5 protein-coding genes are annotated in these 24,678 nt (G+C 41.0%); 4 read left to right on the forward strand and 1 reads right to left on the reverse strand.

Annotated features, from left to right (window positions below; translation table 11 throughout):
- Positions 1 to 48 precede the first annotated feature (48 nt).
- Positions 49 to 906 carry a pyridoxal kinase PdxY gene (gene pdxY / locus BTN98_RS13020; protein WP_060997206.1) on the reverse strand — a complete coding sequence of 286 codons (858 nt, stop codon included), beginning with the start codon at positions 904 to 906 and terminating at the stop codon, positions 49 to 51.
- A 624-nt stretch (positions 907 to 1,530) separates the two neighbouring features.
- On the opposite strand from pdxY, the gene BTN98_RS13025 reads away from it, so the two are divergent.
- The 4 genes from BTN98_RS13025 to BTN98_RS13040 all read left to right on the forward strand — a co-directional run bounded on the left by BTN98_RS13025 (position 1,531) and on the right by BTN98_RS13040 (position 24,524).
- A complete protein-coding gene (locus BTN98_RS13025; protein WP_060997205.1) occupies positions 1,531 to 1,731 on the forward strand; it encodes a hypothetical protein in 201 nt (66 codons plus the stop codon).
- Between the two features lie 238 nt (positions 1,732 to 1,969).
- On the forward strand, positions 1,970 to 2,626 hold the full coding sequence (locus tag BTN98_RS13030; RefSeq protein WP_060997204.1) for a helix-turn-helix transcriptional regulator: 657 nt from the start codon (positions 1,970 to 1,972) through the stop codon (positions 2,624 to 2,626).
- Positions 2,627 to 2,871: 245 nt separating this feature from the next.
- Positions 2,872 to 7,605 (forward strand): GEVED domain-containing protein, encoded by a 4,734-nt coding sequence (locus BTN98_RS13035; RefSeq protein WP_105030021.1) that lies wholly within the window; start codon positions 2,872 to 2,874, stop codon positions 7,603 to 7,605.
- A 14-nt stretch (positions 7,606 to 7,619) separates the two neighbouring features.
- Positions 7,620 to 24,524, forward strand: coding sequence for a GEVED domain-containing protein (locus BTN98_RS13040; protein WP_065190139.1), 16,905 nt, complete (start codon positions 7,620 to 7,622; stop codon positions 24,522 to 24,524).
- Positions 24,525 to 24,678: the final 154 nt, after the last annotated feature.

Genomic DNA, 24,678 nt, shown 5'->3' on the forward strand with positions numbered 1-24,678 from the left:
AAAAAAGCAGCGCGAGGCTGCTTTTTATTGGCGATTAGAAGGGCAGTATTATTTAATTTCCGTGATCGGAAAGATTTCAGTCGGTGTAATAATTTCATCTTGGGCTGCAATGGTTTGCAGTTCCCACTCACCGCGACGGTGGGTTTCTTTCAATACCGCATAACAAGCATTATGAGCATGTTCAAACGCTTGTTCTGCTGTCCAACCTTTCAGTAAACCACCAGTAAAGAGTGATGAAATAAGATCACCTACACCAACAGGTTGATTATCAAATGCTAAATGTGGACGTTGAGCTAAGTAACAGCCATCTTTGGTTGCTAGCATCATTGAGAATTTATCAGCTGACAAACTATGGAGATGTTTCACTAGTACCATTTTGGGGCCTAATGTTAATGCATGCTGACAGGCTTTAACCGCATCATCTAATGTATTAATTGTCATACCAACAAATTGACTAAGTTCAAATTGGTTTGGAACAATAACATCCGCCAGTGGCATGACATCGTTGATAAGGTATTCAGAAATACCATCAGCGACGATACAACCTTTTTCAGGATCACCCATTACAGGATCACAAATATAGATCGCATTTGGATTTTGTTGTTTAACTGTTTTAACCGTATCAATAATAGCTAAACATTGATCAGCACTACCTTGGTATCCGGTAAGGACTGCTTCACAGTTTTTAAGCTGATCAATGTTGTTGATGCCTTTGACAAGATCAATTAAGTCTGTTGCTGGAAAGGCTTTACCTGTCCATCCTTGCTTATATTGAGTGTGGTTGGAAAATTGTACGGTGTGTAGTGGCCATACTTCAAATCCCATACGCTGAAGAGGGAATACTGCAGAACTATTACCAGCGTGACCGTAAACAACATGTGACTGTATTGATAGAATACCTTTCATCGAGGTTCCTTATAACTATCGTATATATAGGTATACTTTACATGCGCTGAGATCAGAAACCTAATCATTTTATATCGTAATTATTCCTTGCAAAAATGCAGACTATTTATTGTTCGACCACAAGTACAATTTCTTATCACTGCGAAATAAATACCATAACTAATGTAATTGTAATATGTTTTATTGGCTTTTTTGTGTGTTTTTTGAACGGTTAACGTGTTTGTTTTGATTTTTTGATTTTAATTTTTTTTGTTTTAAAACATGTTGTTGTGAGTTTGTTCAGTGGTTATCCACAATTTTTCATCAATTTTTATAAAAAAAATATTTACAGTATCAAAATTTGGCGTTAATGTTCGCTCCGTCTGTTGCTCAGACCTAATGTGTTTTAAATAAAACCACAATGTCATTTCTAATCATTGTTATTCGTTTATGTTGCAAACGTTGTAGCAGTGCAAAGCTATAAGAAGGGTGATCTTATAGTTAAGAAGTAGTAGGTCAATGAGTAAAGCTCTATATCAAGGTGAATTAATCGATTGGTATAAAACTATTTAAACTCAAATTGATAGCCTCAAATATATATGCTGACTACAAAAGCAATATTTGGGCGTAAAGGAAATATAAACTATGACTTCACAAACAGGTATTATTCGTAGCTTCAACCCAATTGAAAAAATTGGTTTAATTACTAGCGACCTTGGTGGCGATATTCGTTTTGACGCATCTCAAGTTTGCAGTCGTTCACAGCCATCATCAGGTAGTATGGTTGAATTTACGTTAGATGATTCAAGCAATAAGCTTAAAGCAGTTAAAATTCGCTTTATCTAAATTTAATTGATGAGTTAAATAGTGGCGAGTGCTGTTATTTATCCATGATTAAATAAAAATCCCGGCTTAGGCTGGGATTTTTTTATCTATATTATTCTGCATAGTACTTATAGACAGTAAAACTAATATATAGGAATGAAACATACTGATACTGTAATGATTGATATTATGTCTGCTTAAATATTGCTAATATAATAAAACTCATTAAGTAGTCTTGAGTTTAAAGAAGGTAGAAAAAATGCATGAGTTGACAGAGAGTGATTATGACATTCTTCACGCCATGGAAAATATTGTTGATGGTATTGCGGCGATGTGGGGAGAGCATACTGAAGTATTGCTACATTGTTTGGATTCACGCAATCCGTCAATTATGAAAATTGCTAATGGGCATATTACGGGACGTGAAGTCGGTGCCCCCATTACCAATATTGCATTAGTAAAATTAAATGAAGGTCAGGATGTATCTAAAGCTTATATAACCAAGTCGCCTAATGGTAAGATGTTACGTTCATTAACAACAGTGATCCGTAATAAACAGCAGCAAGCAATTGGATTACTTTGTGTTAATTTTAATTTAGATGCACCTTTTCAATCCATGATTCATAGCTTGATGCCAAATATTGACAGTTATTGTGATCACGGTGTTACTGCGGAAACATTTGCTCGAAATAATGATGAAATGATGCATAGTTCAATTGAAACTGTGCGTGAGCAAGTCATTACTGATAGTGCAATTCCACCATCAAAGAAAAGTCGAGAAATTGTAACGCGCTTACATGATTTAGGGGTTTTTGATCTTAAAGACAGTGCTCAGATTGCAGCGAAAGGGTTAGATATTTCTATTCATACTATTTACCGTTATTTACGAGAAATTCGCACTCATGATGTGCGGTAACTATAAATAATCTATGTTTTTTACCATGATTGGATATGCAATATGCATCTTAATATTAGATAAATATCATTGTCATTAAAAGTATTAAGCATAGATTTCAATTCTTACTTTAAATAATTCATATTGTTAGGTTAATGTTTTATTTCTTGGCGTGATAAATGCATCTATATGGGCATTAATGGTAAATAGTCTCTATTGCGTTGAGATTGTTTATTAAATAAAGCCATGTAAGGTTGCTAATATTTATGCGTCTTTATTATAAAATTATTAAAGCATTCTCTATTATTTTTGTTTTCTGCTTAAGTTTTTCTACAGCAGCAGAACAACCATATGTTGTGAGTAATAGTGGCTTTTCTCAAGGTCAGTTTGAATCATGTGCTAGTAGTGGCCAGTATGCGTGCTTTCGTGTGTTTGCTGGGCGGCGAGGTAATAACTATATTGGTGGTACTTGTCATGTAGCGAGTGCATCATCAACATATAATCTTGGTGATGTGCAAGTTAGTCACGCAATAGTCAGAGAAATGGCTGCCGATGATCGTGCTGATTTTTGGTTTAATGGCCGTCATTTTCAGGTCGAAGGAGGCACGGGTGGTCGTCCTTGTGAACTTGGTCGCACCTCTTTTAATCGTCCTAACACCGATATCGGTCCACTACCACAGCAGTTTACGGTAAATGCCAATATTCTTGTAAGTGGAATGGGGGAAGCATGGGGCACCATGGATGTATATTACATCCCTTATTTTCAAGACTATGGTGACGCGCCTGATACATCAAATGGCACCGGGCCGGGTAACTACCGGACTCGCCAAGCTGATAATGGCCCTTCCCATCGAGCATTAAGATCCTCTTATGAGGTTTATCTTGGTGCAACTTTACCTGATGATGATGGCACAGGGCTGCAGAATGTTGACGCCACAGCCGATGATCTTAATGCCGGTAGTAGTTATTACGGTATTGCCGCTGATGACGAAAACGGAGTCACATTTCCAAATTTAAAATATACCGATACAAATTATTCAATTACAGCGAACGTAACTAATTCTTCGGGTGCTGATGCGTATTTATATGCATGGATTGATTTTGACAATAGCGGTACGTTTGATGTCGATGAACTATTTACTAGTGGCACTGGAAGCGGTAATGAATTTATTATTGTTGATGGTTCACAAGATACACCTCAAATACTGACTTGGAATTCTCTCGCTGAACTAACAGCTAATGGCTACTATTATTCTCGTGTACGTATTAGTGAAACACAATTAACCACTACAGCAACAGGCAGCGCTGAAGATACACGTTCATTTGGTGCATCATCTGCTGCTGGTGAGGTTGAAGATTATAAGTTTTGTGTAGGCTGTGTTGATATCACAGGTTATATCTATGATGATGTAAATGGAGACAGTGATTTAGCGGATAAAGTGGGCGTTAGCGGTGTTAGTGTATACTTGTACACTGATGATGGCGATATGATCCCCAATGCTGCTGATGGCGCTCCAACCTTAACCTCGACCACAGATGCCGATGGCTATTATGCCTTTGTTGAAATTCCAGGGGTGACCTACTTTGTTTCTCCTAATCCTCCCATCTCTAGTTCCGCATTAGCAGAGCAAACCTATACTACAGCGTTAACTGATAATGTTAATGGTACTTTTGTTACTGGGTATTGTGATGCAAATGCGGATGGCGTTGCTGATACAACTCCGATTGCTGTAACTGGTGCGTGTTATGGAGGTTGGGATGGCGATCGTGCCAATACCAGTAGTAGTGCAGATCTATCTGTGCGCGAACATATTTCACGGATTGTATTTTCTGCTAATTCCAATTCAGTTACCCAGCTTGATTTCGGTTTTTCTTATAATGTTGTTACGAACACAGAAATAACAGGGCAAGGCGCGCTAGAGCAATTTATTATTAATGCGAACGCAATTGCCGGGGCAAATAATATGCGATTTGTTCCAGCTGTTGCTGCAAATGATACAAATGCTAGTGCTGATTGGTGGGTTATCTCTCCTACATCTTCATTAACCACCATCACTGGCACTAATGGCGCTAACACCACATTAGATGGTCAGGTTTACAGCTATACTGATGGCGTAACGGTACTTAATACCAATAGTGGTGATTATGCCGCATCGCAAACCGTCGGTAGTAGTCATCTTTGTAATGTCGAAAATATTGCTGCGTTGGCTAAGCCTGAATTACAAATAGACTTACCGACTAATGCGAGTGCATACAGTGCTGAAATTATTATTATTAATGCCGATAATACTACAATAAGAAATTTGTCATTAACCGGTGGTTCGCAAGGGATCAATGTTTATAGCGCTGGTATTACCGACACGCTTATTGAATATAATTTAATCGGTATCGATCCCGCGGGTAATGATGCGGTAATAGGTCAAGAAACCTGTGGGACATCATCAGGATGTGCAGGTATCACGATAGCCAATTCAGGAAATAGTGCCCTGCATGGAAATAGCGGGATTATACGTAATAATGCTATTAAAACGGCGCACAATAATATAAGTTTAAATTCATTAAATAGCCAAACAGCAGCTATTAATTGGCAATTACAACACAATTTATTGTTAGGTACGACATCGACAACTTCGACCCCTTATCATGTTATTAATATTCGATATGGAGCGCCAGCTTATTTAACTATTAATGGTAATCAAATAGAAAATGCGACGGGCGACGGTATATATCAAGCTAATACATCAAATCTAGATTTACTTCAAAACTTTACTAGTAATACGATTATTAATAATGCTGAAGATGGCATTGATATTCATAGCGGTAAGTTATCAATAATTGAATGTAATATTTTAAATAATAATGGTGATTCAGGCATTGCCATTGATGGTAATACGAATGTTGAAGGTTTTTTAATTACCAAAAATAGTTTTAACAATAATGTTGATAACAGTATTGATTTACACAATTCAACCACAGGCAGTGGTGTCTCACTTAATAATGATAATTGTATTAATGATACCGGAACGGGGGCAAATAATAACCTCGCTCGTCCTGTTCTCTATTATGCCTTTATTGATAATAATGATTTACGCGTGATTGGTGATGTTTGTGCTACCGGGGAATACACATTAGAAGTCTATAAAGCCAACGCAGGAAGTGGAGATATTGGTGGTGATGGTGTATCTGCTGGTGAAGGGGCGGTTTATTTAGGAAGCCTCACTGCAATGTCGGGGGCAGGATTTGATAAGACATTAACGGTAAATGGCATTTCAGTTGGTGATCAAATTACAGTTATTGCCCAACGCACCACGTTATCCTCTGGTACTTATTTACAAGATACATCAGAATTTAGCGCTAATATGGTGGTGGATATTGATAATAAAGACTGGGGTGATGCACCAGACATCACTTCACTGACAGCAAAAGGAGACTATACAACCCGTCGAACGGTAGGCGGTGCTAGTCATATCGTCACCACCAGTGGCAATGGTACCCATGCAGATTTCTTCTTGGGCGCGTTTGTTGATACTGATATTGACGGTCAACCAAATATTGCTGCAGATGGTGATAATTTAGTTGATGTTGCTGATGAAGATGGAGTAACGGCCGCAGGGTTTTATGTGTTAAATCGTGATCGCGACATCGTGGTGACGGTCGGCAAACACAGCAGTTATTCTGGGTCAACCTTTCATGTTTATGGCTGGATTGATTGGAACCAAGATGGGGATTGGCTAGACAGTAACGAACAAATAATTACTGATACCAGTGCGACTGTTGGCAGTCAAACCTATACCATTAGTACGCCCGCTGCTGCAATCTTAGGTAAAACCTATGCCCGCTTTAGAATTTGTTCCACTGGTGATTGTAATCAGCCAACGGGACCAAGTATTGATGGTGAAGTAGAGGATTATGGTGAAATTATTATCAGTGCTGATTTTGGTGATGCGCCAGATACCGGTGTAGGCATTGGTGCTGGTAATTATCGAACCACCTTAGCAGATGATGGTCCGCGTCACTCAATTGATAGTAACTTATTTTTAGGAACAACAGCGTCTGATACTGAAATCGATGGCTTACAAAATATTACGGCAACAGGTGATAATATTGATGTCAGTGATGATGAAGATAGCTTATTGTTATTGCCATTAACCAGCGGTGCCAGTGCGTATAATGCGCAAGCAGTGGTGACGAATAATACCGGAAGTTCGAGCTATTTATATGCTTGGTTAGATACTAACCGAGATGGTGAATTTGATCGAGATGAGTTCATTTCAAACGGTAGTGGCCCTGGTGGTGCGTTAATTATTGCTGATGGCAGTACCGCAGTTGCGACCGCATTAGTATGGGCAAGCATCAGTTTGCCAACGAATAATTCAACTGTGTATTTACGAACTCGCCTAACATCAAGCCCATTGACTGACAGTGTCAGCGGCGCAGTTGAGGATCCTCGCTCGTATGGTTACGCTAATGGCGGTGAGGTGGAAGATTATGCGTTGCAAGTGGCTGATCAAGATTTTGGTGATCTGAATGACACCTTCGCAACATTGGGCTTAAGTGGTGGTCCTTATCATGGCTTAAGTAATAAAACCAATATTTATATTGGTAGTGCCACAATTGATACTGAAGGCGACGGTCAGCCAAGTACTGATGCCGATGCTGATGATGTCACCGATAGCTCTGATGAAAATGCCTTTAGTTCCCCAACCCCTATTTTACCTCTCACGGCAGCAACCTATTCTGTTTATGTGCCTGTGCGTAATAATACCAGTACTGATGCTTATCTTTATGGTTGGTTAGATTGGAATCAAAATAATCAATTTGAAGCTGAAGAATATACGGTTGTAACGGTGCCTCATGGCACTACAATATCGTCGCCGATAACGTTAACTTTTTCAAATATAAGCGGACAAACAGAAGGACGTGCTGCACTGCGTTTGCGCTATACCACTGCCGGTTTATCGAATATTGGGTTGGGGGGGGGGGGCCAGATGGCGAAGTAGAAGATCATTATATTGTGGTCGGAAGTTATGATTTTGGTGATGCGCCAGATACTGTTAATGGTGTCGGAGCCAATAATCAGCGTACATTGTTGCGTGATGATGGCCCCCGTCATGGAATAGATAATCAGCTGTTTTTTGGCGCAGGTGTAGATGCTGAGCAAGATGCTAATAATCCAATAAATCGCGCTGATGGCGATGATATTGATGCTAACGGTGATGATGAAGATGGCGCATTATTAATTCCGATGCATAATAGTGCGACTAGCTATACTCTTCCCATTACAGTAACAAACTCCACCAGTAGTGATGCTTATATTTATGCATGGATCGATTTTGATCGTACTACAGGCTTTGATCGCGATGAGTTTGCAGGTGGTGCAACGGGGGTTCCGATTACTGTGGCTGCTGGAACAGTCAATGGTGCAGTGTCGATTAATTGGAATAGTTTGCCTGGCATTGCGATTAATACTGATGTTTATATTCGGTTGCGCTTAACAACCGATAATTTGCCAGATACAGCTACAGGCACACAAGAAGATCCGCGTTCATATGGCAGCGCTACTGATGGTGAAGTTGAAGATTATTATTTGCGGGTTGATACCTATGATGGTGGTGATGCACCTGATACCTACCATACGTTATATACCAGTAATGGTCCTTCGCATTATCATACCAATACAAACCTTTATATTCGCAACGCGACTCATGACGATATTCATGATTTAGATGGTCAGCCTAACAATGCTGCTGATGGTGATGATATTGATGGTAGTGACGATGAGAACAGTGATGATTTAACTCGAATTCCATTACTAGGCCTCACTGACACCACATATACATTAGGTGTTCCGCTTTATAATGGCACGGGTGTGAATGCCAATTTGTACGGTTGGATTGATTTTAATAAAAATGGTCGCTTTGATGATGACGGTGAGTTTGCTGCACTTGAATCCATTGCCAATAGTACTAATACTTCAAATCAAGCAACACCCACTACTACTCTGACATGGGATAATTTTTCAGGACAAGCGCAAGGCAGCACTTATGTTCGATTGCGTATTACCAATGATATTTTAACCAAAGATGATTGGGGGGGAATGGCTCTCAATGGTGAAGTAGAAGATCATCAAATATTTATTGGTGACTTTGATTTTGGTGATGCACCAGATACAGCTAATGGCGTCAGTGCTAATAATTACCGTACTAATTTTAATGATAACGGTGCTTACCATGGATTATCGAGTCAACTCTACCTCGGTGCCGCCGGACCTGATACTGAAAATGATGCCAACGTACCTGCAATTAAAGCATTAGGTGACGATAACGATGCTAATGGTGATGATGAAGATGGCGTTTATATTATGCCTCTACACACATCGCAGACGAGTTACAGCATTCGTTCCACTGTGACAAATAATACTGGTAATGACGCTTATTTATATGCATGGATTGATTTTGACCGCAATGGTCATTTTGATCGTGATGAGTTTGCAGGTGGCGCTGCTGGTGTGCCAATTACCGTCAGTAGTGGTGTTACTAATTGGGTTGAAAATATTAATTGGACTCAATTTCCGGGGATGGCGACGAACACTGATGTTTATGTTCGAGTGCGTCTAACAACCGATTTATTAAGTGATGCTGTAACGGGAACGGCTGAGGATCCTCGTTCTTATGGTGGTGTGAGTGACGGTGAAGTAGAAGATCATTATTTACGAATAGATACTTATGATGGTGGTGATTTACCTGAATCATTCCATACCAGTTATAACAACGGTGGTCCGGCACACTATCATACGAATATTCAACTTTATATTCGTAGTGCAACTCATGATGATGTTCATGATCAAAATGGTCAGCCAACCGCAGCAGCTAATGGTGATGATAATGATGGTAGTGATGATGAAAATGGTGATGAGTTAACACCGTTCCCAATTTTGACCTTAACAGATACAAGCTACACATTAGCAGTACCTTTATATAATGGTACAGGCGTTAATGCCCATCTTTATGGATGGTTAGATCTCAATCAAGATGGTGATTTTGATGACGCTAATGAGTTTGTGGCATCAGAAGATATTGTTAATGGTACTAACACTTCAGGGCAAACTTCACCGACAACAACCTTAACTTGGAATAATATTAGTGGGCAGAAAATAGGCAGTATGGGGTTGCGTTTACGTTTAACCTCAGAAAAACTGACCGCGGCTCAATGGGGAGGCTTTGCGGAAAATGGTGAAGTAGAAGATCACTTTATCTATGTGGGTGATCCTGATTTTGGTGATGCGCCAGATACATCATCAGCAATGGCTGCAAATAACTACCAGACTCGTTATGAATTCTTTGGTCCTTATCATCTTACTATTGCTGGATTATATATTGGTAATACTGCCCCTGATACTGATGACGGCACTTTACAAAATGCAACAGCCATAGCTGATGACGATGATGCTATTGATGACGAAGGTCCGATTATTTTGCCGCCGTTATTTAATACGATGACAACCTATAAAGCCACTGTGCCAGTAACCAATACTACTGGTAGTGATGCAACATTGGCCGCTTGGATCGATTTTAACCGCAACGGTAGATTTGAAGATAGTGAAGGCCAGTTAGTTGTGGTTTCAACGGGTGCAACCAATACACCGGTTGAATTGGAATGGACATCAGTGCCCTCAATTTCAAATAACACCACATCGTTTATTCGCTTGCGCTTAACCAACCGTCTTGTGACTCAAATTAGTGATATATCATCATTAGGTGGTGAGGCTGGAGGTGAGATTGAAGATCACAGCATTTTCTTTGGCCTACAAGATCAAGGCGATGCACCTGCTAGCTATCTTGTTGATCCTTTATTAGGTGGCCCACATCATATTATTACTAATGCATCAAACTTACATTTAGGTAATGCCACTATTGATGGCGATAGCAGTATCTTTTCATCGAGTGATGCCTTAGGGGACGATAATAATGGCAGTAATGATGAAAATGCAACTACCCAACCATTAACATCAATTCCGGTAAATGGCGCCAGTCATCAATTAGAATTAACCGTAAGGAATACAACCGGAAACGATGCCTATTTAGCCGGTTGGATAGACAGTAACCGTAATGATGTTTTTGATGAAATAGAAGGGCGAGTTGATGTTATTCCAACAGGGCAAAATGGGGCTTATACCTATGCATTTGATTCAAATCAGATGCAAAACCTATCTGTTGGTAACAGTTTTATTCGCTTCCGTTTAACCACTGATCCAATCACAGAAACAGATGTTGGTGGTGGTGCCTCTGATGGTGAAGTTGAAGACTTTATGATTCAAATCGGTGGTCAAGATCTTGGTGATTTACCTGATACTTCAACAGGCACTGCGGCTAATAATTACCAAACTAATCTGACTTATGGTGGCCCTTATCATAATGTTGCGGCCCTGAGTGAATTGTATCTTGGTGATGTTGCGCCTGATGTTGATGGACCCACTCCGCAAACGTCAACAGCTGATGGAGATGATGCTGATACTATTGATGATGAAAATGCATTAGCTGATATTCCATTACCTGATCTTGATGCTGGCGATCAATTTAATACGCTGATTTCAGTGACCAATAATACTGATCAAGTGGGGTATTTATATGCGTGGATTGATTGGGATCGTGACGGTAGTTTTGAGAATGATGAAATAGCACAAGCTGCGGTTAATAGTAGTGGTGCGGTGCAAGCTATGACCAATGGCATGATTACTATTGCACCTAATTCAGGAAAAGAAACCTATAACGTCAGTTTTATCACCGATACCGCATTAGTTGATGCATATACTTATGGGGTGCGTTTGCGCGTTACTTCAGAAGTGCTTATTGATGGTGATGCATCAGCGACTATTGATGAGCGCTCATTAGGTGCCGCGAAAGATGGTGAGGTCGAAGATTTCTTTATTACTGCGGAAAATACCGACTTAGGCGATCTTCCGGATACCTATTTAACCTTGCCGACGAGTGGCGGTCCGGCACACTATTATGTCAGCAACCTTTATATGGGGGTTAATAATATTGATGATGATGATCAAGCTTACGTTGATACGGCGGCAATGGGGGATGACAATAGTGGCAATGATGATGAAAATGGTATTGAACAACCGCTAGCGACGGTAGCAACGTCAATTACAGAATACAGTGTTGATGTGGCTATTACTAATGCCTCTGGGTCTATGGCGACATTAGTTGCATGGTTAGATCATAATCAAGATGGTTTTTTTACTGCTAATGAGGTTGTTGATGAATTAAATGTCGCTACGACCGGAATACCGTTTACTAATGCCATATTTAATCAAGATAATTTCCCAACAGGCAATAATAATCTAACCAATAAAGTGACCCTAAAATGGAATAATATTAGTGGCTTACAGCAAGGTACTATGGGACTGCGAATTCGTGTTGCTAATAGTTCGTTAACAGCAAATGATTGGGGTGGCATTGCACAAGGTGGTGAGGTTGAAGATTATATTGTGTATGTCGGCCAATTTGATTTTGGTGATGCAAAAGATACTGCGGTTGGGGTTGCGGCTAATAATTACCGAACCACATTAAGTGATAATGGTGCTTACCACGGTGTAACCAATATGATTTTCCTTGGTACAACCGTAGATACAGAAGCTGATGCAAACGATCCAACAACAGCATTTGCACTCGGTGATGACATAACAGGCGCAGATGAAGATGGTGTCTTTGTGATGCCATTAAATAACACCAATACCGAGTATTCTTTACCTGTTACATTAACAAATAACACTGGAAAAACGGCTTATCTTTACGCGTGGATAGATTTTGATCGTAATGGTCGTTTTGATCGTGATGAGTTTTATGGTGGTAATACTGGCCTACCGACAGATATTAATAGCGGTAGCACCAATATTGTGACCAATTTAAATTGGACCAGTTTTCCTGGCATTGCGACCAATACCGATGTTTATATTCGAGTACGTTTTACCACAGATATATTAGCAGATACTCAAATTAATACGGTTAATGAAGATCCTCGCTCTTTGGGTGGAGCTAGCGATGGTGAAGTTGAAGATCATTATGTACGTGTTGATACCTACGATGGTGGTGATGCACCAAATACTTATCATACGTTATATAGCAGTGGTGGTCCTTACCATGTTCAAAACCACGCCTCCCTTTATATTCGTGATGCAACCCATGATGATACTCATGATCAAGACGGCCAATCAATATCGACTGCTTCGGGTGATGATAACGACGGTAAAGATGATGAAAATGCCGATGATCTCACACCGTTCCCAATTCTTTCTGCAGCGAGTAGCAGTTATACATTAGGTGTGCCGATCAATAATGCGACTGGTCAAGATGCCAATTTGTATGGCTGGATTGATTTAAACCAAGATGGCCGTTTTGATGGTGCGAATGAATTTGCTGAATTAAGTACGATTTCGTCTGGCACTAATACTAGTACTCAAGCAATACCCACCACAGAATTAACATGGAGTGGTTTCTCTGGCTTAAATACTGGTCGCACTTATATGCGATTGCGTTTAACTAATTCAGTGCTTACCGCCAATGATTGGGGTGGACCTGCTGAAAATGGGGAAGTAGAAGATCATGTTATCTATATTGGTGAGCTAGATTTTGGTGATGCTGAAGATAGTACTGCCAATACAGCTGCAGGGGCGGGAGACTACCGATCTCGGCGTGAAGACAATGGCCCATACCATGTGATCAACAATGATCTTTATATGGGAATGTCAGTACCTGATAGTGAAACCAATGCTAATCCAAGTAGTGACAATACTTATGCTGATGGTGATGATAACACTGTCAATGATGACGAAGATGGCGTGACATTACGCGGACTTGATAACTCACCCGTGCCAATCAGTTACACCGCAACAGTTAACGTCACTAATAATACAGGTAAAGACGCGTATTTATATGGTTGGATTGATTGGGATCGTGATGGTCAATTTGGATCTGATGAAGTTGCACAAATTACCGTTTCTGATGGCACTAATGGTGATGTAAATCTAGATTGGAACAGTTTCCCTGGTATTGCCGCAGGCTTTGCTGTGGTTAGGTTTAGATTAACCACTGATACTCTTGAAAATTTAAATACCGGCGCTGCTGAAGATACACGTTCGCTGTTTGGTGCTAGTGATGGTGAAGTTGAAGATCACCGTATTTATATTGGCGATCAAGATTATGGCGATGCGCCTGATGGTTACAAAACAACAACCGCGAACAATGGTGCTTACCATGGTTTAGGCCATAAAAGTACAGTCTATTTAGGCACAGGCACCATAGATGCTGACAGTGATGGTATACCAAGTAGTAGTGCATCAAGTGATGATTTAAATGGCAGTGATGATGAAAATGGTCTGCCACAGCCGTTAGCGAATATTGCGACATCAGCATCAGATTACACGGTAACAGTCACCCTTAGAAATTCTCGCTTAGCAGGGCAACCAGCCACGCTTATTGCATGGTTAGACAGTGATCAAGATGGTGAATTTAGTGCAGCAGAGGTTGTTTCAACTATTGATTATGATGTCACTACCCCCGTTAGTTTTAGTCCGAACAATATTCCTTATTTTAATGGTAATAAAACGGCACAATTACGTTGGACAGGACTTAGCGGTTTAACCAATGGTGCTATGGCACTGCGGATTAGATTAAGTAGCCAAACAGAATTAACAGCCGCTGATTGGGCTGGACAAGCACTGGATGGTGAAGTTGAAGACTACATGGTTTATATCGGTGAATTTGATTATGGCGATGCACCCGATGAAGCGATAAATGTGGGGGTGAATAATTATCGTACTACCCAATCAGACAATGGTCCTTTCCATGGTATTGACAGTAATTTGTTCTTAGGCAGTTTACCTGATGCCGAGTCTGACGCGCTTGCAACCATTGCCTTGCAAGCAAGCGGTGATGATACCACGTTAAATTATGACGAAGATGGAATGGTATTACCGCCACTTACCACTCGCCAAGGACGTTATAGTGCTAACGCAATGGTGACCAATAATACTGGCAGTGATAGCTATATCTATGCTTGGATTGATTTTGATGGCAATGGTCGTTTTGATCGTGATGAATTTGTCGGAAACGGAACCGCCGCTGGTGGTGCTGTGGTTGTGCCAACAGGAACAACGAATCAAGCTGTTGCTCTTAATTGGTTATCAACCCCTGGTTTAGCTGCCAATCTTAATCGTTATTTACGGGTGCGCATTAGTTCTGATTTATTAGCTGATACAGTAATAAGCACCAATGAAGACCCACGCTCTTATAGTGGGGTATCAAATGGTGAAGTAGAAGATCATTATCTGTTGAGCAATGACGTTTATTACGATGGTGGTGATGCACCAAGCAGTTACGATGTTCGTTTTGCAGATGATGGCCCATTACATCCAACCAGTACCATTTTGCGTATTGGTACAACAGCGACTGATGGTGAAGATGCGCAAGCTAGTGATGATGCTACTTTAGATGATCTAACAGTAAACAATGATGAAGATGGGTTGACGTTATCCGCAATAACAACAGCTTCAACTTCTTATACCTTAGATGCCAATGTACTTAATAATACGGGTGCTGATGCTGATTTAATCGTTTGGATTGACTGGGATCGCAGTGGAGAATTTGAAAGTACAGAAGCGCAAGCAGTTACCGTTTCTGCAAGTAGTAGTTATCAAGTACAAACACCGATATGGAATGGTATTTCACCAACGGCAGGGTATTATTTTGGTCGTGCACGGTTAATGCCAACCAGTGATGGTTTCACGAATGCCAGTGTTGGTGGAATGGCATCTGCAGGTGAAGTTGAAGACTTTAGAATTACACTACTTACTGGTCAAGACTGGGGCGATGCACCTGATATTTACCATACTGTTGCTGCTAATGATGGTGCTAATCATGTGCCGTCATCGGCGCTATATATTGGTAATCTCATGTCCGATCCTGATGTTAATGGTCAACCAAGCACTGATGCACTAAACGATGATAATAATCAGACGGCAGATGAAACATTGCCGAATCTCCCAGTACTTTCACCATCAATGACCACATGGACATTTGATACTCCTGTGACCAATACCACAGGGGCTGAAGCAACCCTACATGCGTGGGTTGATCATGATCGTGATCAAGAATTCCAGCCTGATGAATATACTAGTGTGGCTGTTGCTAACGGCACCACTAATCAAACTGTATCGTTAATTTGGAACAATCTATCTTCTGGCAATGGTGGTGATATTGGTGATACATATATCAGATTACGCTTAACAACCGATACGCTTACGGATGATAGTGCAACCCTAATTGATGAGCGCTCATATGGCGCAGCAACAGATGGTGAAGTTGAAGATTATTTCCATAAAGTGACATTCCATATGCTGATCCAGCAAGGTTCTGGAAGTGTTCAATATACATTGCCAACGACGGGCAATAATACCGTCGCCTTAATGGAGAATAACTACGGCGTAGGTTATGTGAGTTACGATATTCTGATTCCAAACGATAATATTGTCACTGACTTCACGTTACCTGATTATCAATTTGTTCTTTATCAATCTGATCGTGCAGGTGGGATTAGTACTGATTCTATGGCAGAAATTGATGCATTATTAGCGTACCGCAATCAGGGCGGCGTATTACTCTCTATTGTTGAAGGTGATACATTTGCTGATGCCACATCGACTAAAATTAATACTTATATGGGGCAACAAGTGGGTTACCCAGGCACCAGTGCGACTGCATTTGCCGGTTATGTTGGACCAACGTTATTACCTCGTTTCCATTCTTCAATTGGTCCAGGTGGGCTATCTAACCAATTAACAGTTCAAACAACAGGTTCATTATCAACCATTACAGGTATTGATCATCGTAGTGTGATTTATACCTTACCTGATGTGGCTGGCTCTTGTAATAATGTCGATGCAATGGCATGGCTCATTCCTTATGCACCCACATCAATCGGAGGCTATGCGTATCCACGATCGCATATTGGACCTTGGATTGGTTCTGGTGAACGTCAATTCTATTTTACTCCGAGTTATCTCCCTCATAATGTATCTGCTTACCAAGAGTTAATGAATTTTGTTCATGATTATTATGAAGATACAACGGCCTTAGCGGCACGTAATGACTGGTTAGCAGATCCTGCTAATGTGAACGGTAGTTGTTCGAGCCAAGAACTTGATTTTGGCGATTTACCCGATAGTAGCGCAGGTGTTGGAGTCGCAGATTATATTACTGCTTATCAATTTGATGGCCCACGCCATGATATTAGTCAGCCTATTTATTTAGGCACACCACCTGATGAAGAGACCGATGCTTTCGCAACGATTGCAGCTAATGGTGACAGTGATGATGGTATTGAAATATTGCCATTATCAAGTACCGCGACTCAATATTTAGTGCGGGTTAGTACCACCAATACAACAGGTACTGACGGTATCGTTTATGGTTGGGCTGATTGGAACCTTGATGGGAATTTGGAAGAATCAGAACGACAAAGCGCTGTTGTTACTGACGGTGATGTGAATGAAATCAAGAAATTGACATGGTCAGTGCCCGCTACATTAACGAATAGCGATACGGTTTATATGCGCTTTAGAGTGTGTAATGCGACCACTGATTGTAGTGCGCCAATAGGAGAAGCGAATAATGGTGAAGTTGAAGATTATGCGCTGATTGTTTCTGATAATGTTGATTACGGTGATGCGCCTGACAGTTATAGCACGTTAGCGGGTAGTGGAGGTCCATTCCACTTTGATGTTGGGGTGCTATTTGTTGGTGATCAAGCCAGTGATTTTGAATCTGATGGTATGCCTTCTGTGCTTGCTAATAGCGATGATAATCAAGCGTCACCAGATGATGAAGATGGTATTAATGTTATTTCGCCAATCAATATCAATGCGAGCGACTACAGCTTAACGGTTGAAGCAACTAATAACACCGGTGAAATTGCAAATTTAGTTGTATGGGTTGATTTTGATAAAAGTGGTCAATTTGATTCTGATGAAGCTCAAGTAACCACTGTTGCTGATGGTGTAAGTGAAGGGCAATACAGCTTTAATTGGACCGGATTAACAGGCTTAACAGCTGGTGTGACCTATGCTCGAGTTCGAATTACCACCGATGCTATTTCTGCGACATCAACAGGAGGTATTGCAAGCGATGGTGAAGTTGAAGATCATTTAGTGGTAATGGGAACATTTGATCTTGGTGATGCACCTGATACTTATGGTACCGATCGCTCCGACGCTGATGGCGAAGGTGTGGGACCGATGCATATTCCAACTGCGTCGATTTTCCTTGGCACTAACGCCACCGATGTTGAAGCCAATGGTTTTGTTGATGGGGTTGATGATAATGGCCTTGCACAAGATGATGATGTAGCGGGTGTTGATGATGAAGACAGTATCGTTAGTGCTACTACTTTAATGGCTATGCCAGGTAGTAATGAAACACTGACTGTTCACGTTAATACTGATGTTGATGCCACCGTTTATGCATGGGTCGATTTTGATCGTGATGGTCAGTTTGATTTAAGCACTGAAGCCGCTACGCCAGTTGCAATAACGGCGGCGGATGATGATACCGATATTATATTGAGCTTCATAACGCCGACGGATGTATTAGATGGCGGTAGTTATGCTCGAATCCGTATTTGTTCAACCACCACTCAATGTTCAACTCCTCATGGAGTAGCGAATGATGGTGAGGTTGAAGATCATCGTATTCTATTGGATGTTGGTTATGACTATGGTGATGCTCCACAAACCCTAGGTTATGACACTTTATTTACAGCTAATGGCGCACGTCACCGAATGGGTAACACTACTTTGCGTTTAGGTACGATGTTAGCAGATACTGATGATGATGGTTTTGGCGATGGTATTGATGATAACTTTGATGCCACCGATGATGATGTTACCGATAATGCTGATGAGGATGCGATTGCCACTGTGGGCTTCTTATCCCAAGGCGCAACCTCATTTACTCAACTTGTCAGTTGTAATGATCACACTGGTAGCGTTGATATTGGGGCAAATGTATATGCATGGGGAGATTTCAATGCCGATGGTGATTTTGCTGATAGTGGTGAGTTTAGTCAAGCTCCTTGTGTGGATGCTGATGCAGTAACAGAGGGCAGCGCAACTTTAGTCTTTACTGCGATTAATACCAGCACAACAGCCACTCAAACTTATCTTCGTTTACGTATTACGTCTGAAACTCTCACCATGGCAGATTATAACGGTACTGCTATCAATGGTGAGGTTGAAGATCATCAAATTCCAATTCTTAAAGGACCGATCCAGCCAATTTCCCCTGCTGTTATTGCTAGCCAATGTATCAATACTGCCAATATAGAAGGTGAAACGGGTACACCAATTGATATTACAGGTGTGGTCAATACCTATTACCCTGCTACCGCTTCAGCCTTGACAGGAACAAACACTATTGAGTTAGGTGCCGCGACGGGAGATACCACTAAAATGCTAAATCCGGGTGATCGTATTATGATCATTCAAATTCAGAATACGACTCTAGATACGTCAAATACCGATAGTTATGGTAGTGGTCAAGTGGGTGGCTATGGTAGTGGTTGGATCAATTACGGTAATAGTGGCCAATATGAATTAGCAACTGTTGTTAGCTATAACGCGCCAACATTAGTGATCAGTGAAAATCTTACCAATAGTTTTGTGGTTGATAGCCAAAGCAGTTATCAGGTTGTGCGAGTGCCAATGTACGAAGATGTACGTCTTACAGGCACCCTTACCGCAGAAGATTGGGATGGTAGTAGCGGTGGTATTGTTTCACTGTTTGTTAATGGCAGTTTAGATCTCAATGGCAATCCGATTGATGTGAATGGTAAAGGCTTTAGAGGTGGTAAATTAAATACCAGTAATGGCATTGCAACCGGTCTTAATTATGTATTGTCGGCATCAAATATCGATGGCGGTAAAGGTGAAGGTATAGCTGGTACACCTGTTGCACTTGGAGGTAATGGTTATCCTAATGGCGATTATGGTATTGGTGCGGCAGCAAATGCTGGTGGCGGTGGTAATTTCAACTCTGGTGGTGGCGGCGGCGCAAATGTTGGCCCAGGTGGTCGAGGTGGTCATTATGGAAACTCAGTAATTTATTATCCTGGGGAGCCAGGAACGGGTTTGGGTCTAGTTGATGATACTCGATTACTGTTTGGTGGCGGTGGTGGTGCCGGACAGCAAAACAATTCAGCTGGTCGTGACGGTGCTGATGGTGGCGGTATTGTTTATATCAATGCCACAACAATTACGGGCAGCGGGACGATTAATGCTAATGGTAATCAATCTGCAGCAGCTGGCGGAGATTCTCCGGGGGGCGGTGGTGCCGGTGGTACAGTGGTTATTTATAACCAAGATGGGGCGGCGTTAACTGGGCTTACTGTCAATGCTATCGGTGGTAATGGGGTTGGATCTTCTGGTGGCCATGGTCAATCAGCTGGCGGCGGTGGTGGTGGGGTTATTTTTAATAGCAGTGGCGCAACCGTTGATATCAGTGGTGGTAATGAAAGTTGTAGCGGCCAGCTATTGTGTGGTGATGAAGGCGGTGATGGTGGTGTAACTATGGCCGCGTCATTACCAACCGCACCTGCTTTATGTAGCTTTAATTTATCTGGGTTTGTATTTGACGACAGCAGTACTGCACCGACACTCAATGGAATTAAAGATCCCACGGAAGCAGGATTAGGCGTTGCTATTCCTGTTATTGCGCATAATTTAGCAACTAATCAGTGTTATGTGGCAACAGCAGATGCAACTACCGGTGAATACAATATGGTTATACCTGGGGGTAATTATCATATTTATGAGGCTGCACTTGAAACGGATCTCGTTACGCCAACGTGTCCACCAACGGCCGGTGTATTAGACACCATTCTCGGTGAATATGTTGGCGCCACAATAGGTGATCCAGCAAACATGCATTCAAGCTCTTCTAATATGCAGGCGCTGACCATATTCGCGGATACGACGGATGTTAACTTTGCTGACTTTGCGATTATGGCTTATCCGACCTGTAGTAGTGATGGCTATTTATTACGTAATTCACCAACAGATATCACCAGTATTAATTTAGCGTTAGGCCAAGTAACACCCTTGTATGATGATGTGTTACCAACAGCAACAGGCGTATTTGGAGGAACAGGGTATAACTTTATTACTAATACGCTTATTGGCGACAATATTAAGAATAAAGATACCGTATTAATGGTTGATGGTAGTGGTACAGCATTTGTTCTACCAATAACCGATAGTAGCATGGCATTAAATAACTATAACAGTGGTGATATTGACGATAATGGGGTGTTATTGCTGATGAATAACAGTGGTACATCAATGTATCGTATTGATGTTAATCCAAATAGTGTTAATTACCTGCGTCAAATTGATGAATTATCAATATCTGCGCCAACGATGGCAGATATGTCAATCAATCCAATTGATAACATGCTCTATACGTTAACACCGACGGGGAGTTTGGTGAAGTTTGATCCACTAACAGGGGCTCGAACCAATCTCGGTAACGTGGGTACTGTTGGAACAACTGCAATAGGATGGGGGGCGATTTACTTTGATGACCAAGGCTTTATGTATGCGGCTCAAAATCCTAATCCTGGCCGTATTATTCGTATTGATCTTTCAGATCCTTCATTAACGGCGGGTAATTATACCGCGGTCGATTTTACTCAAATGAATGCATCGACCGGCCAAAATGATGGTGCGCGTTGTCGATTTGCACCTATGCCATTAGATTTTGGTGATGCGCCAGAAATAACAGGTTATACGACAACCCTAATGACAAATGGCCCGCGTCATTTAACCGATACTGTGGGGCTATATTTAGGTGCTGTTGCGCCTGATAATGAAAATGATGGTCAACCAAATATTGATTTTGTTGGAGATGATGATAATGGTTTGGCAATGGATGATGAGGATGTTCTATCGAGTTTAGTGACCTTAGATGTTTCTAATACAACAGTTACTCAAGTTATCCCGATTACAAATACCACCGGTAATGACGCTTATGTTTCTGGTTGGGTAGACTTTGATAATAATGACACCTTTGAAAATGATGAAAGTGCTTGGATAATAGCCCCGAGCGGTAGTTCAACCGTGACCTTAACTTGGAATAATGTTGGTACGACGGGCGCTAATATTAGCAATAGTGTGACAGGCTATCGGCTTCGTATCAGTTCTGACTTTAATTCAACAACCAATGTCGCTTTAGACTCCAATAATGATGGTTACCCAGATCCAACAGGGCCTGCTGCTGACGGTGAAGTTGAAGATCATCGGGTTTTTGTTTCAAATCTAAATGGTGATACCAGTTGTAATATTGTCATTGATACTCATGAAAATACCAGTAATGGCATTGACTATACAGAGCTAGACCCATCGACGAGTCCTGCGCAATTAAGCACATTAGTTACCCCAATAGCTGTAGCTGGTTATCCTGATGCTGAAAATATAAATGGTATTGGCTTTAATCGTCAAAATGGCTTGTTTTATGGTGTGTTCTACGACACATCAACTGCTGATGAAAATGTTATCTTATTTGTCACCGATCGTGATGGCACTGATTTTGTGCCACTAGGTGAAGTACGCGCTAATAATTCGCAAACTGTGACGCATGCAGCAAATGGCAGTGCGTCGTTTAGTGATAACCAGACATTATCACGCACTGGTGGTGGTGTAAATCTAGAGGCTATTACACTTGGTGATGTATCGATTGATGGTCAGTATTTGTATGTGATGCAGCCACAGTGGAACGTATTGGTACGCATTGAACTCAGTACTCAAACATTTACAACAATATCTCTTTCTGCTGCAGTGACGCTAGGGGATGACTTCTCATTTAGTGAGCATGATAACTTTATTTACAGTATTGATTTTTCAAATAATAAATATTTAAAAATCAACCCATTAACCGGTGATGTGACAGAGAAAATCATACAGTTTAATGGCTTAATGCCAGTGACTAATACGGGGGCCGCCGTCGCAGGAGGTACCGTAATGGATAACGGCATAATGCTCTATGCCTTTACTGATGGTGGTAATCATGACACCACAGGTGACAATACTCATGACGTGATCAATAAAGCGGCGATATATCAACTCAATGTTATTACTGGTGATTTGTTGTATATATCAGCTATGACGGCAACTAGTCTATCAGGTCAAGATGCTGCAGGTTGTTATAGCAGCCGAGATTATGGTGACGCAGAGAGCAGTTATGGTGTTGCTTATCATAATTACTCAGATACGGGTAACGATGGCGATCAAGACTTAACGCTAGGTAATCAATGGGATACTGAGCTTGTCAGTGTGTTTTCTCTTGATGCCACAGGGGATAATTTACAAGGCTTAAATGATGAAGATGGAGTCATCATGCCGACGAGTATCACGGTTGCGACCTTGACACCTGTTGCGATTTCAGTACCACAAGCCAGTGGTTTCCTAAATATATTTATCGATTTAAATGGTAATGGTAACTTTAATGATCCTGGAGAGCTTATTGTTGAAGATCATATTGTTAATGCTACTAGCTTTAATATTGATCTCAATCTTGATGCAGGATTAACGGCTGGATATAACGGTGATACAGTTGCACGTTTCCGATTATGTAGTACGGCCTCAAGTTGTAATACTGCTATCGGTGAAGCTGTTGATGGAGAAGTAGAAGATTATCAATTTGAACTTATCAATCAGATTATATTGAGAGGGCTAGTGTTTGAAGATAATGGTATTGGTGCAGCAACGGCGGCACATGATGGTGTTATCGATGGCCAAGAGCAGGGAATAGGTAATGTCACCGTTAATGCGATTTACAACGGTGCTGGTATTCATAGTTATGCTGTCGGCGATATTATTGCTACGACACAAACCTCTGGTGATGGATCTTATCTGGTTGTTATCCCTGTCTTGTTAGCGAATGAAGATCTTGTGCTAAATGTTGTCAAACAAGCGCGTTGGATTGATATTAGTGAGGCTGATGTTACTACGGTGTCACAAGTTACTAATAGCAGCGTTATTGACAGTCAGATGTTGATTAATGCTTCTGCGGGTGATTATCTTACAGGACTGAATTTCGGCAAAGTGCAAGAACCGCGGATGGAGCCGGATAATTATACTGAGCTTGAACCGGGTAACTTGGCGTTATTTAAGCATAAATTTACTAGTGCTACCTCTGGGGATGTAACCTTGACGATTGCTAATCCAATGGGTACTCCACCAAATACAGCATGGGCGGCAGTGTTGTACCAAGATGTAAATTGTAATGGTAATATTGATGGTAGCGATAGCCAAATATCTGTATCTATTGCTGTGTCAGGTAATACCGATATTTGTTTACTGAGTAAAGTCCTTACACCTGTCGATGCCCCACTTAATGCAAATTATAACTATGATATTTACGCTGATATGGTGTTTGCTGATATGGCAAGTACAGGCCATGGTATTACGCGCCAAGTTGTTGATAGTGACACTGTGCGAGTAAGCTTCAGTGGCGCTGGAGAATTAAAACTGAATAAAACGGTGGCAAATATATCTCAAGCAACAGCGGCTTCAGCATCTAATCAGGCTAAACCTGGTGATATCCTCGAGTATACGATTGAATTTATTAATGTTGGCACTGGAGTGGTAACGGACATTAATATTTACGATGCCACCGCAGCATATACACAACTAGCTGAAGCTGTTGATTGCACTAACGCAGTAATGCCTGCTGGGTTAATGTGTCAGCTATTATTACCGATCATAAATAATACGGGATATGTTGGTGATATTCAGTGGCAATTGACGGGGAATTTGCAACCTAATCAAACCGGTGAAGTAATTTACCGTGTTATTATTGAGTAAAATCCTCAAATATAATAAAGCCACCATTTAATTATTATAAATAAGATTAATTAAATGGTGGCTTATCTATTTAATATTTTGTAATTCGCTACATCCTAAATATTATATTTGTTTTGCAATGCAATTTAATCACAACTTAATTGTGATTTTTTTA

Origin of the sequence: Photobacterium aquimaris (assembly GCF_002954455.1) — a bacterium.
Taxonomy (GTDB): Bacteria; Pseudomonadota; Gammaproteobacteria; order Enterobacterales; family Vibrionaceae; genus Photobacterium; species Photobacterium aquimaris.